Raw genomic sequence first — 13,308 nt, forward strand, 5'->3', positions numbered from 1 at the left:
CCGGTCGCGGCGCGGATTGCGTGCACTTTAGCGCGTTCCGGCGCCGCGCGCCCTTCATCCTTTTGGCCGATACCGCGCGGCGCACGCAGCCCGCACCATGTGCACATGAGCAGCGTACACGGCCCGCCGGGCCTGAAGCTGCGCGGGAGACGGCAGGTGGAACGACAGGATCCGGTATTCATCCAGGTTGGCGCGCTCGCGGACGGCTTCGCGCCCGAAGCGAACATCCTCGCATCCGTCGACGCGCTCGCGGGGCGGACGCTCACGCTCGGCGACGCATCGGGCGTGTGGCGCGTCTATACGTTCGAGCCCGGCGCGCTGCAGTGGCGCGATGCGGCGACCGGCGCGAGCGGCCGCGAGCCGTGCCGCGTGACGCGGCTGCGCGACGCGCTGTACTTCGTCGACTACCTCGATTCGGCCGCCCGTGCGACTTCGATCAGTCTCGTGATCGATCTCGACAACGGCGTATGGACGTCGGTGGTCGGCACGCTGCCGACCGAAGCCGACACGCGCATCGACGCGTTCACGCGGGTTGCGCGCGGGCTGCCGCTGACGGCCGTCGAGGCCGGGTTCCGGCACGGCACGCTCGGCGGCCACACGCAGCCGGGGCCGTTGCACGGGCCCACGCGCGCGCTGATCGGCAAGCGGACGATGTACCGCTACAGCCCGACCGAATGCTACGAGCACATCTACCTGAACGAGAACTTCTACGCGTGGCAGTGCCTGCTGGGTGTCGAGTGCGGGCTGGCCGATGTCGACCGCTGCCATTACTTCAGGATTGCAGACGAGCTGTATCTGTTCGTGTGGCGTGAAAAGGTGGTGCCGACGCTCGGTGTCGTGCTGATCGACCTCGCGCAGCGCAAGACCGACGGCAAGATCTTCGGCTATCAGGGGGGCGATTTCGGCACGCTGTCGAACTTCCCGATCGGCGCGCATGCGCAGGTGCTGAACGACACCGTGCATCCGCTCGACGGCGAGGCGCCGCGATGAATGCCGCCCCGGGCAGCGGCCGCCTGCGGGCGGATTTCAGCGGGCGTGTCGTGCTCGTCACGGGCGCCGCGCAGGGGATCGGCGCAGCGATCGCGCGCCGTTTCGCGGAAGCCGATGCGTTCGTCGCACTGGCCGACCTGAACGGCGAGGCCGCCGCCGCACAGGCCGACGCGCTCGCGAGCACGGGCGGCGAGGCGCGTGCCTATCGGGTGGATGCCGCCAGCCGCGACGAACTGGGCGCGCTGGTCGCGGCGGTCGAGCGTGACGGCGGCCGGCTCGATGTCGTCGTCCACAATGCCGCGTATTTTCCGCTGACGCCGTTCACGCAGATCGACGAGCCGACACTCGACCGAACGCTGTCGGTCAACCTGTCGGCGCTGTTCTGGCTCGCACAGGCCGCGTTGCCGGCATTCGAGCGCGCGGGAACCGGGCGGCTGCTCGTCACGTCGTCGGTGACGGGGCCGCGCGTCGTGTATCCGGGGCTCGCGCATTATGCGGCGTCGAAGGCCGGCGTGAACGGCTTCATTCGCGCGGCGGCGCTGGAACTCGCGCGTCGCAACGTGACGGTGAACGGCGTCGAGCCGGGCATGATCCGCACGCCGGCGGCCGGCAATCTCGGCGACGCGTCGGTCGCCGCGCAGATCGCGCGCGACATTCCGCTCGCAAGGATGGGCGAGCCGGAAGACATCGCGAACGCGATGCTGTTTCTCGCATCGGCCGATGCCGCGTACATCACGGGGCAGACGATCGTCGTCGACGGCGGTGCGACCTTGCCGGAGAGCGGGGCGGTGCTGGGCGGCGAATGACGGTTTACTGCGTCACGCTCCGGTGGAACGCGAGCGGCGGCGCCGGCCTGCTGTGCGTTTGCGCAGCAGGCTCTCCATGGTTCCCGCAGGCGGTTGCCGGATGGCTTCTCCGTAACGCGGCAAGCGGCGGCCGCCTAGGCGCTGCTTCGCGCCCCTTCGTTCCGCGCAATGCGGGACGTGCCGCCGACGTCTTGGCCGATGGCGGCCAGTGACGGCCAGCGACAACAGTCGACAACAGTCGACAATCGATTAGCCCCAAGCCCCAAGCCCCAAGCCCCAAGCCCCAAGCCCCAAGCCCCCCCAGCAACACTTGCCGCGCCCAATCCCGACTCGTTTGCATCGCGATCCGCGGCGCCTTGCCCGCATCCGAAACCCGGGCCGTCATACCGAGTGAATCGATCGCCAGGGTCCTTCCTGTCTGTCTGCTGGCCACTGGACGCCAATCTTACCGATCAGCCGTCCCGTCTCGCCGTCTCCCCATTGCCCGACAAAAAAATCGCTGATTTGTGGCGAATCTACCCGTGCCGGAACGAATCGCGCGGTAACGCCACCGGTTTCCACCTTCTCCGAGACGAATCATAGGACTTTTCCGACAATGTATTCGCACGAGCAACGCGATCATTTTGGAAAATGAAGAATTGGTTATTGGCTGAGCGATAAACTTGTCTTCATTCCGGATTATTTTTTCGGTTCTAGGAATATTCCGATTGTGTGCCGGGAATTTTTTCTGGATCATTACTGTGTGTAAAGAAAGCGAAAAGCAATCCGAGGTCACCAACATGCATTTCATCGAATAAATCGAGTCCGCGAGCGGGGAAGCGAATCGCGGATTAACGACAGCACAAGACATCATAAAGGGAAGGGCTCCGGCAGGCGCTGAGCGCGATGCCGGGCAGGCTTTGTCGTCCCTGAAAAATGCGAATGGAGCGATGCGCCGATATCGATCGGTATCGTTCCATTTCGCTGTCTCGTGTCGCCGGGATATTCCCTTTTCAATCGTTTGCACCGGCCCGAATGGCCGGAATTCCAATGGGTTAATCAATTGCGCGGCAATGGCGGGTAATTGCGCCGTAATTGTGCGTGCGCCGGAGGCCAGCATGGTCAAAGCGATTCGGAAGACGGTCTGGCTCGGGCTGATGCTGGTTCCGTTCGCCGGCATTCAGGCCGGGCAGGTCAACGGCTCGGTGAACGTCAGCCTGCAGGTGCGCAGCGGTTGTCAGGTCGGCGGCGGGCCGATCGGCGCGGATTTCGGCGCGCTCGACTTCGGCACGCGCGGGCCCACGTGGGCCGAGCCCCTGACCGGCGACACGCGCCCGTCCGGCAGCGGCCCGCTGCACGTCGTGTGCAGCCCCGATATCGGCGGTTTCCTGGTGTCGGTCGACGAGGGCCGGCACGGCCTGCAGTCGACCCGCTATCTGGTGCGGCGCGATGCGGCGGGCCGGAGCGTCGCGCGCGTGCCCTACAACATCTATCGCGATCCGGCGCGCAGCGTGGCGTACGTCCCGCAGATACCCCAATCGTTTCGTGTCGACGAGCGGCGCGATGCCGTCGCGCTGCCGCTGTTCGGCGTCGTCGGCACACAGATGCAGTTCGTCCCGGCCGGGACTTATGAAGATTTGCTCGGGATCACCGTCAACTGGTGAGCCCGGGCGGATGCGTAGCAACTTCACCTCTCATTCGTCAAAGGAACACGCGTGAAAACTCAATGGAACACCCTGGCAGCGGTCGCTCTGGCGTCGGTATGCATGACCGCCGGCGCGCAAACGAGCCCGATTACCGGCTCCGTCAATTCGAAGCTCGTGCTGACGACCGGCTGCGCGATCGATGCCGGCTCGGGCTCGACCGGCAACTCGACCAACCTCGGCACGCTCGACTTCGGCACGCAGCCGTCGGGCTTTACCGGGGCACTGACGGCCCAGGCCGCGGGCGGCGGCAGCGCCGGCGCGACGCAGGTGACCTGTTCGCCGGACGTGACCGCGCTGCAGGTGACGATCGACGGCGGCCAGAACCTCGGCAAGGGCGTGGCGGTCGGCGCCGGCACGCGCGCGCTCGCGAGCGGCTCGAGCTACGTGCCTTACGAGGTGTACGCGGATTCCGCGCGCTCGGTCCAGTACGTCGCGGGCACCGTGCAGTCCGTCCCGGTGCCGGCGCCGGGTTCGGCGTTCAACCTGCCGATCTACGGCGCGATCAACAAGACGAGCCGCGGCGCACTTTCTGCCGGCACCTACACGGACACGCTCAACGTCACGCTCGGCTGGTAAGCGCGCGGCCGGCGCCGCCGCCTGGCGGCCCGTCGGCTGCGCTGCCGCGACCCCCTTCGACTCACTTGCCATCATGCGGATAGCTGAACCTCTGGTCTTCCTGATGGGCGCGCTCGCGTGCCCGATCGCCGGCCTCGCGGATACGGCGGTGCCGACCACCCGAACCTTCGCGGTCAGCGCGCAGATCGTGTCCGGCTGCGGCGTGGCCGGCGGCGGGCCGGGCACGGGGCTCGATTTCGGCACGCTCGATTTCGGTGCGTATCCCGCGGTCGCGACGGGGCAGGCCGTCGCGACGTCGGGCGGCAGCGCGCTGCAAATCGAGTGCTCGCCCGGCACGACGCTGAAGATGTCGGTAGACGGCGGCATGCATCCGACGGGCGGCAACACGCAGCGCAACCTCGCGAGCGCGGGCAATGCGCTGATCGCCTACCGGCTCTATGCGGACGCAAGCCGCACGACCGTGCTGGCGGTCGGGCAATCGGTGTCGATCCCGGCGTCCGGTGTCGTCAGCCTGCCGATCTACGGCGCACTGACGCTGCCGGGTGGTGCGACGCCGCCCGGCACCTATACCGACACCGCGCAGGTCACGCTGAGTTATTGATTCAATCAGGATTCCGACATGAATGATGCCGTTTCAGGACTTCGCCGCGGATGCGCGCGGCGCAGGCGCACGAGGGTGCGCGCGGCCGTGGCGCTGGCCATGGCGGTCGCGGCCGGCGCGGCCCGCGCGGCTGCGTCCGTGATGATCTGGCCGATCGATCCCGTCATCGAGAGCGACCAGCGCGCAGCGGCGCTGTGGCTCGAGAACCGCGACATGAAGCCCGTCACGCTGCAGGTACGCGTGCTCGGCTGGCGCGAGGCGGGCGGCGAGGACCTGTATGCGGAAGATCAGACGCGCGTCGCGGGCAGTCCGCCGATGACGACCGTGCCGCCGGGCAAGCGGCAACTGATTCGCCTGACGCGCTTGACCGACGTCACGCCCGGCACCGAGGACGCGTACCGCGTGTTGATCGACGAGATTCCGCAACCGGACGACGACACGGCACAGGCTGGCGGCCAGGCGTCGCTCGGCGTGAAGTTCCAGATGCACTACTCGATCCCGCTGTTCGCGTATGGGGCGGGGCTGCGCGCGAAGGCGCCTGCGGAGCCGTCGTCCGGCCAGGCTGGCGTCGGGCAGCCGCGGCTCGGCTGGCGCATCGAGCACGAGGGCGGCAAGCGCTGGCTCGCGATCGAGAACCGCGGCCCCGTGCACGCCCGGCTGACGCAGGTTGCGCTCGTCGCGCGGGGCGAACGCAGCGACGTGGCGCGCGGGCTGCTCGGCTATGTGCTGCCCGGCGCGCGGATGCGCTGGGTGCTGCCGGATGCCGTGCTGGAGACGCCACAAGCGCGACTGGTCGCGACGGTCAATGGAGAGCACGACGTGGCCATCGAGCCGGAGCCCGCCGACATGAAGCGCTGACGCTTCGCATGCGCGCAGCGACGCGAGGTCGTCGCAGGGGATCGAGCAGGAACGGACGGGATATCACGGCAAACGGGGGCAGTCTTGGAGCGGTTCAATCGACAGGGACGCAGGCGGCCGCGCCTGCGCGGCGCCGCGTGGGCGATCGGCATCGCCGTTTCGGTGACCGGTGCGGCACGTGCGGACGACGCAATGAAACTCGCCGACAACTTCGGGCGCGCGTTGCCGACCTCCGACCCGGCGCTGCGCAGCGGCACGCTGTATCTCGAACTCGTGGTCAACGCGCTGCCCACCGGGCAGGTCGTGCCGGTTCGCTATCAGGACGGCGCGTACTACGTGCGCGCCGGCGATCTCGCGAAGGTGTCGGTGCGAACCGACGCCGAGCCTGACCGGATGGTCGATCTCGCGAAGCTCGCTCACGTCGAGGTCGAATACGAAAGCACGTCGCAGCAGCTCAGGCTCACGGTGCCGCCCGACTGGCTGCCGGCCCAGACGATCGGCACGCGGCGGCTGTACGACCGCACGCCGGCGGCGGCGGATTTCGGGCTGCTGTTCAACTACGACGTCTATACGAACTCGCCGACGCTCGGCCGCAGCCAGACGTCCGCGTGGACCGAGCAGCGGCTGTTCGACCGCTGGGGCACGCTCGCGAACACGGGCGTCTATCGACGCACCTACGGTATCGGCGGCGCGCCCGGCGACAACCGTTACATGCGTTACGACACGACCTGGCGCTATGCCGATCAGGACCGGATGCTGAGCTTCACGGCCGGCGACCTCGTCACGGGGGCGCTGTCGTGGACGAGCGCGGTGCGGCTGGGCGGCGTGTCGGTTGCGCGGGATTTTCGTGTCCGGCCGGACATCGTTACCTATCCGCTGCCGCAGTTCGCGGGGCAAGCAGCGGTGCCGACCGCGGTCGACCTGTTCATCAACGGCAGCAAGGCGACGTCGGGGCAGGTCAACCCGGGCCCGTTCGCGCTGAACGACGTGCCGTTCATCAACGGCGCGGGCGAGGCGACCGTCGTGACGACCGACGCGCTCGGCCGCCAGGTTGCGACCACGGTGCCGTTCTACGTCGCGAACACGCTGCTGCAGAAAGGGCTGTCCGACTATTCGCTGTCGGTCGGCGCGATGCGCCGTGACTACGGCATCCGCTCGTTCTCATACGGCAAGTTCGCGATGTCCGGCACCGCGCGCTACGGGCTCACGGACTACCTGACGCTCGAAGGGCATGCGGAGACCGGCGAACGGCTCGCGCTCGGCGGGCTCGGCTTTGACGTCGCGGCCGGCCGCGCGGGGGTGTTCAACTTCGCGGCGACGCAAAGCAGCCTCGCCGGCACGTCGGGGCAGCAATACGCATTCGGCTACAGCTACACGTCGCGCCGATTCAGCGTCGCGTTGCAGCGCATCCAGCGCACCGACGGGTTTCGCGACCTGTCCGTGTACGACCAGGCGTCCGGCGTGACCTACCGGCTCGTGCGCAGCAGCACGCAGGCGACCGGCGCGCTGAATCTCGGGATGATCGGCGGCACGCTCGGGGCCGGCTATTTCGACGTGCACGGCGGCGACGGATCGCACACGCGGATCGCGAACGTGTCGTACACGCGGCCGCTGTTCGGGCGCGCGACGTTCTACGCGTCGCTGAACAAGACCATCGGCAATCACGGCGTCGCCGCCCAGATGCAGCTGATCGTGCCATTCGGCGGCGGCGGCACGGTGACGGCCGGCACCGCGCGCGACGAGCGCGACAACTGGACCGAGCGCGTGCAGTACAGCCGCTCGGTGCCGAGCGATGGCGGGCTGGGCTGGAACCTCGCGTATGCCGGCGGCGGTTCGCGTTACCAGCAGGCCGACCTGACGTGGCGCAATCGCTACTTCCAGGTGCAGGGCGGCGCATACGGCGGCGGTGCCGGCCAGGGCTACACGCGCTGGGCCGACGTGCAGGGCTCGTTCGTCGTGATGGGCGGCGCGGTGCTCGCGGCCGACCGCGTCGACGATGCGTTCGTGCTGATCGATACGCAGGGGCAACCGGGCGTGCCCGTGCGCTACGAGAACCAGGTGGTCGGCAAGACCGACGGTGGCGGCCACTTGCTCGTGCCGTGGGCGCCCGCGTATTACGCGGCCAAGTACGAGATCGATCCGCTCGGCCTGCCGAGCAACGTGCGCGTCCCGACGGTCGAGCGGCGTGTTGCGGTGCGCCAGCGGGCGGGCGCGATCGTACGGTTTCCGGTCGAGCGCATCGTGTCCGCCAGCATCACGCTCGTCGACGCGCAGGGTCGGCCGCTGCCGGTCGGCGCGCGTGCGACGCATCGCGAATCGGGGCAGACGGCGCTCGTCGGCTGGGGCGGCGAGACGTATTTCGAAGGACTGTCGGACATCAATCACGTGGACGTCGCGTTGCCGGGTGGCCGGACTTGCGAAGCGACGTTCCCGTCCGACGCCGGCGCGGACCGGATGCAGCGCATCGGGCCGCTGCGCTGCGGCAACTAGACGGAAGGGAGGGGACGGATGAAACAGTTCGGCTGGATCTTGAAATGGGCGCTGACGGCCGCGATGGCGGCCGTGCTCGCGCCGTCGGCCGCGTATGCCGGATGCGCGGTGACGCCGGCGAACGGTGCGTCGTTCGGCACCGTCACGTCGTTCGCGGCGCTAAACCAGGCGCAGTCGACTTCGACGACGAACAGCGGATTGACCTGCTCGGGCGCCCTGTTGTCGCTGCTGCAGGTCGGCGACCAGATCGACGCGACCATCACGTCGGCCAACGGCGGCCAGTTGACCGGCCCGACCGGCGATGCGATTCCGTACACGATCTTCGCGGATTCGGCTTATTCGGTCGTGCTGAACAGGGGGCAGCAATACAACTGGTTCAGCGGCGCGCTGCTCAACCTGCTCGGGATTTTCGGCGGGCCGGCCGCCTCGCTGCCGCTCTATTTCCGCACGAGCACCAACAGCAACGTCGCGGCGGGCGTCTATACCGACACGCTGACGATCAACTGGACCTGGAACTATTGCGCGGGGATCGGGATTCTCGGGATCTGCCTCGGCCGCGACCAGGGCAGCGGCGTGTCGACGTTCCAGGTCACGATGACCGTCACCAACGACTGCACGATCACCGCGCCGGACGTGAGCTTTGGCGCTGCGCCGACCGTGTCGAGCTTCCAGCCCGTGTCCGGTGCGATTGCGCTGACCTGCACGAAGGGGATGATCTACACGGTCGGGCTGAGCCCCGGCAACAACGCGGCCGGCAACGGGCGCCGACAGATGGCGAGCGGTGCGAATCGTCTTCAGTACGACCTGTTTGCCGGCGGCGGTGCGACGGTCTGGGGGCAGGCGAGCAACCGCGTCGCCGGCAGCGGCCCGGCGGACGGAACGTCGGTGAATACGATGCCGTACGTGGCTAGAATCTACAACGACCAGGCCACGCCGCCCGTCGGCACCTATACCGACAGCGTGATCGTCGACGTCCGCTACTAGCGGGCGCGCGAAGGCATGCCTGGTTGGCGCCCCGAATGACGACAAGGATGAGGATGACCACGAGTGACGAACCACCGGGATGCCGGCGCGGTTCCGGGGGCGTGAAGTGACACCGAACGACCGCGCCGGTTCTGCGGCAGGGAGATGACCCGTGGTGCTATGGTCGGTGTTTGCGTCATGTGTCTGCAGCGCCCTCGCGGGGGTGGCGGTGTGGGCCTGCATGAGACGCGAGCGGCTGCGTCTCGAAGCGGCGCTGCGCGCGTCGAACGACGCGCTGGCGTTGGCCGGGCACGAACTGCGCACGCCGCTCGCGGCGATGCTCGCGCTCGTCGACGTCGCGCGTCGCGAGGCGCCCGCGCACGAGCGCCGCGGCCTGCTGGCGCTCGTGCATGAGACGGGGTTGCGGCTCATGCGTCTGCTGGACGACATCCTCGTGCATGCGCGCGTCGACGCGGGCCGGCTGCCGATCGCACCGTCGGCGGTCGATCCGCGCGCGCTGCTCGACGACGTGTCGGCGTTGTTTTCGGCGCGCGCGGCCGCGAAAGGGCTGCGCCTGCAGGTGCAGGTGGCCGGCGCGGTGCCCACGTGCGTGACGACGGACGGCGAGCGCGTGCGTCAGATCCTGTCGAACCTGGTCGGCAATGCGATCGCGTTTACCGCGCACGGCGCGGTGGGGTTGCGTGCGGACGTGGTATCGCGGGCACGCGATGGCGTCGTGCTGGAGATCGTCGTCGAGGATACCGGGCCCGGTATTCCGGATGCGCTGAAACCGGGCCTGTTCACGCCATTCGTCACGCATGCCGGTGTCGAGCGCGATGGTGGTGCCGGCAGCGGGCTCGGCCTGGCCATTTCGCGCAAGCTCGCGCGGGCGCTCGGCGGCGACCTGCGGTTGCTCGATACGCATCGCACCGGTGCGGCGTTTGCGTTGACGCTGCGTTGCCCGGTGGCGGCGCCAGCACGCGCGAATGCGACCACGTCTGACTCCGGCGCTGCCGTTGCCGCTGCCGATTCACCGCACGATAGCGGGGGCACCGAGGCGCCCCAGCGGCCGTTGTGCGTGCTGATCGTCGACGATCGCGCGGTCAACCGCATCGCGCTCGCGCATCAACTGGCCCGCCTCGGGCATCGTGCGATCGAGCGTCACGACGGGCGCGCGGCGCTCGATCTGCTGGAGACGGGCGCGATGCCGATCGACGTCGTGCTGACCGACTGCCGGATGCCGGGGATGGACGGGTTCGTGCTGGCGGCCGCGTTGCGCGATCACCGCGATCCACGGCTCGCGCGCATACCGGTCATCGGCCTGACGGCCGGCGACGGGGCCGACCCTGATGCGTCCGGCTGGGCCGGCGCCGGCATGGTTGCGTGCCTGCGCCGGCCGGTCACGCCCGGCGAACTGCGCGACGTGCTCGATGCACTCGACATGCGCGCATCGCACGATGCCGGCGACGCGCTCGGCTTCGACGCGGCGGCGCTCGATTACGCGACGCTGTTCGATGCGTTCGGCGTAGCGGGGGATGGCGGCGCTGATGCCCGAAACGTGCTCGCCGCGTGCCGCGCGTCGCTCGATGCCGACTGCGCGGTGCTGTCGCGCGCGCTGCGCGCGGGGGATCGGCAAGCGCTGCGGGCATGGAGTCATGCGGCGCGCGGCACATACGCGCTGTTCGGGCAGCGTCACATCGACTGCCTGCTCGACCGCTTTCACGCGGCCCTCATGTCCGGCTCGGCGGCGGCGATCGGCAACGCCGGAGCAGAAGTATCGAAGATGACGGATCATCTGCTGACGCACGTCGGCGAACGGGCACGCGCAGCGGGCGCCTGACGGCATTGAGTTGATGGCGAGAGACGAAGGAGGGCGAAAGTGAGTATCAGGGTTGTGATAGCGGATGACCATCCGCTGATGTTGTACGGCATTCGTCATGCGTTGGCATCCGAGACGAGTATCAGCGTGGTCGGCGAGGCCCTCGAGCCCGGCGCGCTGCTAAGCTGCATCGCGCGCACGCACTGCGATGTCGTAGTGACCGATTTCGCGATGCCGGGGCGTGCGCACGCGGATGGTCTGCTGATGCTCGAGGCGATCCGCGAAGCGTTTCCGCTGGTGCGCGTGGTCGTGCTGACGATGCTCGACAATCCGGCGCTGATGCAGAACATCTGCAATACGGGCGTGCTGACCGTGCTCAACAAGCGCGGCGTGGCGGCCGACCTGGCGCGCGCGATCGTCGCCGCGTATGCGGGCCGTCCGTTCCTGCCGGCCGTGCGGCCGATGCCGATGGCCGTGAACGACGACGTCTATGCGCTGAGCCCGCGCGAGATCGAAGTCGTGCGGATGTGCGCGAGCGGGATGACGATGACCGATATCGCGCATTACTACGGCCGCAGCATCAAGACGATCAGCACGCAGAAGCACAACGCGATGAAGAAGCTCGGCATCCGCAGCGACGCCGAGCTGTTTCTGTACGTGTCGGGAAACGGGCTGGCCTGAGCGGGCCGGCTGTCCATCCCGTGCCTCGATCCCGCACGATCGGGATCGCTTGCCCTCCAGCCTGGATCGACGGCGGAGGGATTTTTTTGCGCGTCGCGCCATGGCGAGGTGGGCGCCGGTAACGGTTGGCCCGGATCACTGCTGGCCGTTCGGCCATGCACTCGGGTCGACTGTCGAGCGTCAGCGACGCCCTTATGGCGTCCGTCAGAACACGGGTTCGATGACCGTCGCGGGCATCTTCGCGCGCGTCAGTCCGGCATCCCGTTGTGGCCCCCGAGCGGCCGTTCGGGCCAGTCCACCCAGCGGTCCGCGCGGGTAAGCTCATACGCCTGGTTCATCGGGTAGCGGATGCGGTTGTCGTCGCGCGGACGTTCACCGATCACCATCAGCCGGACTTCGTCCTGCGTGTTGTTGATGAAGGTGTGGCAGATGCCGGTGCCTGCCGGAAACGCAACCGAATCGCCTTCGGCAACGGGGTGCAGCACGCCGTCGATCCAGACATCCGGCTTGCCTTCGAGCACGTACACAAACTCCTGCTCGGTACTTTCTGCATGCGGATAGGACGTCCGCCGGCCCGGCAGAAGCCGCACGTGATGAATGCCGATACGGGTGATGCCGAGCTCGGCGGAAAGCGGTGCGTCCAGCGCCATCGGCTCGGTGTCGCCGCGATAGCAATGCGCTTCCGGTTCTTCGAGCTCGGTCCAGTGCTTGATGAAATCGGGGCGGGTCATCGGTTGCGCTCCTTTCGGGGAGATGGTGACGGTAGCGGTTCAGGCACCGAAGTCGGCGGTGACTCGCGCGCCCTCTCGGCGAATGAACCTCGCCCGATAACTTACCAGCGAATGCGGCGGGACGATTGCTCGTCGGATTTCTCGAGCGGCCGTGGCGGCGAAGCCGGCTGGCGTGATCTTGACCGCCGGCGACGCGGGACGTCAGGTGCCGGTCGGCGAGATTCATGGCGGCCCGGATGTCGCGGATCGGGCGGTCGACGACATCTGCGGAAATCAGCACCGCACCGCTTCTTGCGTTGTGCAAAAAAGTCTGCGACGCGATGCACGGATGCTCGCCGCCGCGTATCGCTGCGATTACAGCCAGCCGTTGCGGATGAACTCGACGATCGAATAGCGGCGGTGCTCGAGATCGTGCAGCCGGACGGCATCGACGATACGCGACACGCCGTCCGCGTAAGGCGTCGCGCCCACTACGCGCGATTCGAATTGCAGGCTGCACGCACCGTCGTCGATGCGGATCCGGTGAATCGCGTGGCGGCCGAGCTGATCGTCGGCGACCGCGAATTCGCTGCCCTGTACATCCGGGTCACGCACGGAGCGGATATCTTCCGGCCGCACGCCGAGCGACTGGCCGATTCCTACAGCCGTGCCGGGGACGGACGTCTTGCCGGCCTGATGCGACTCCGTCAGGCTGATCTGGCAGTCATGAAACAGGTGACCGCTGGTTTCCAGCATGCTCATGAACTTGAGCATCAGGATGTTCGTGTTCGGGCACAGCACGACCGGGAACGCGTGCGAGCCGGTCTCGAGCTCGGAGCCGGTGGACAGCTCGACGAGTGGCGATCCGGTGGCTTCGCAGAACGCGATCACGTCCGGGAGTTCGCGGCCGGAACCGGCGTGCACGACGATCGTTCGGGCGTCGCTGCGCTGCGCATCGTTGCGCGCGCTGTCCGACCAGGGGGTCACGCGACAGGTTGCCGGGTCGAGCCGGTGCGCGCCGAGCAGCTCGCTGGCCAGCTTGCCGGTTCCTACGACGAGTACTTGCATGGAATTGACGGGTTGAGGTTCAGGATTCAGGGCGAGAACGGCGAGGGCTGTCGGGTCGCCC

At 68.0% G+C, this 13,308-nt stretch carries 13 protein-coding genes; 11 read left to right on the forward strand and 2 right to left on the reverse strand.

All coding sequences use genetic code 11. From position 1 onward, the window contains the following. Positions 1-156: 156 nt before the first annotated feature. From BDO18943_RS33845 to BDO18943_RS33890, 10 genes are all read left to right on the forward strand, one after another. Positions 157-990 (forward strand): molybdenum cofactor biosynthesis F family protein, encoded by an 834-nt coding sequence (locus BDO18943_RS33845; RefSeq protein ID WP_175025701.1) that lies wholly within the window; start codon positions 157-159, stop codon positions 988-990. Beyond that, entirely contained in the window at positions 987-1,796 is an 810-nt protein-coding gene (locus tag BDO18943_RS33850; protein ID WP_175025702.1) for an SDR family oxidoreductase, read from the forward strand. The genes BDO18943_RS33845 and BDO18943_RS33850 overlap by 4 nt, the downstream gene beginning before the upstream one ends. Positions 1,797-2,893: 1,097 nt before the next feature. Then, positions 2,894-3,439, forward strand: a complete 546-nt coding sequence (locus BDO18943_RS33855) for a Csu type fimbrial protein (RefSeq protein WP_175025703.1) — start codon at positions 2,894-2,896, stop codon at positions 3,437-3,439. 51 nt (positions 3,440-3,490) lie between these two features. Beyond that, positions 3,491-4,057 (forward strand): Csu type fimbrial protein, encoded by a 567-nt coding sequence (locus BDO18943_RS33860; RefSeq protein ID WP_374101917.1) that lies wholly within the window; start codon positions 3,491-3,493, stop codon positions 4,055-4,057. Between the two features lie 91 nt (positions 4,058-4,148). After that, entirely contained in the window at positions 4,149-4,658 is a 510-nt protein-coding gene (locus tag BDO18943_RS33865; RefSeq protein ID WP_175025731.1) for a Csu type fimbrial protein, read from the forward strand. Between the two features lie 18 nt (positions 4,659-4,676). Next, positions 4,677-5,516, forward strand: coding sequence for a fimbrial biogenesis chaperone (locus BDO18943_RS33870; RefSeq protein WP_175025704.1), 840 nt, complete (start codon positions 4,677-4,679; stop codon positions 5,514-5,516). Between the two features lie 84 nt (positions 5,517-5,600). Beyond that, a complete protein-coding gene (locus BDO18943_RS33875) occupies positions 5,601-8,006 on the forward strand; it encodes a fimbria/pilus outer membrane usher protein (RefSeq protein ID WP_374101853.1) in 2,406 nt (801 codons plus the stop codon). 18 nt (positions 8,007-8,024) lie between these two features. Further along, a complete protein-coding gene (locus BDO18943_RS33880) occupies positions 8,025-8,990 on the forward strand; it encodes a Csu type fimbrial protein (protein WP_175025706.1) in 966 nt (321 codons plus the stop codon). A gap of 220 nt (positions 8,991-9,210) precedes the next feature. Next, positions 9,211-10,809, forward strand: a complete 1,599-nt coding sequence (locus tag BDO18943_RS33885; protein WP_175025707.1) for a hybrid sensor histidine kinase/response regulator — start codon at positions 9,211-9,213, stop codon at positions 10,807-10,809. Positions 10,810-10,848: 39 nt separating this feature from the next. Continuing rightward, a complete protein-coding gene (locus BDO18943_RS33890; RefSeq protein ID WP_175025708.1) occupies positions 10,849-11,469 on the forward strand; it encodes a response regulator in 621 nt (206 codons plus the stop codon). A gap of 248 nt (positions 11,470-11,717) precedes the next feature. On the opposite strand, the gene BDO18943_RS33895 is transcribed toward BDO18943_RS33890, so the two are convergent. Continuing rightward, positions 11,718-12,200, reverse strand: a complete 483-nt coding sequence (locus BDO18943_RS33895) for a cupin domain-containing protein (RefSeq protein WP_175025709.1) — start codon at positions 12,198-12,200, stop codon at positions 11,718-11,720. A gap of 151 nt (positions 12,201-12,351) precedes the next feature. Between BDO18943_RS33895 and BDO18943_RS33900 the strand changes: the two genes are divergently transcribed. Beyond that, complete coding sequence (locus tag BDO18943_RS33900; protein ID WP_175025710.1) at positions 12,352-12,594, forward strand: hypothetical protein; 243 nt, start codon at positions 12,352-12,354, stop codon at positions 12,592-12,594. On the opposite strand, the gene BDO18943_RS33905 is transcribed toward BDO18943_RS33900, so the two are convergent. Next, entirely contained in the window at positions 12,555-13,247 is a 693-nt protein-coding gene (locus BDO18943_RS33905; protein ID WP_175025711.1) for a dihydrodipicolinate reductase, read from the reverse strand. The genes BDO18943_RS33900 and BDO18943_RS33905 overlap by 40 nt on opposite strands. Positions 13,248-13,308: the final 61 nt, after the last annotated feature.

It is taken from the genome of Burkholderia aenigmatica, from assembly GCF_902499175.1.
In the GTDB taxonomy this organism is placed as follows: Bacteria; Pseudomonadota; Gammaproteobacteria; order Burkholderiales; family Burkholderiaceae; genus Burkholderia; species Burkholderia aenigmatica.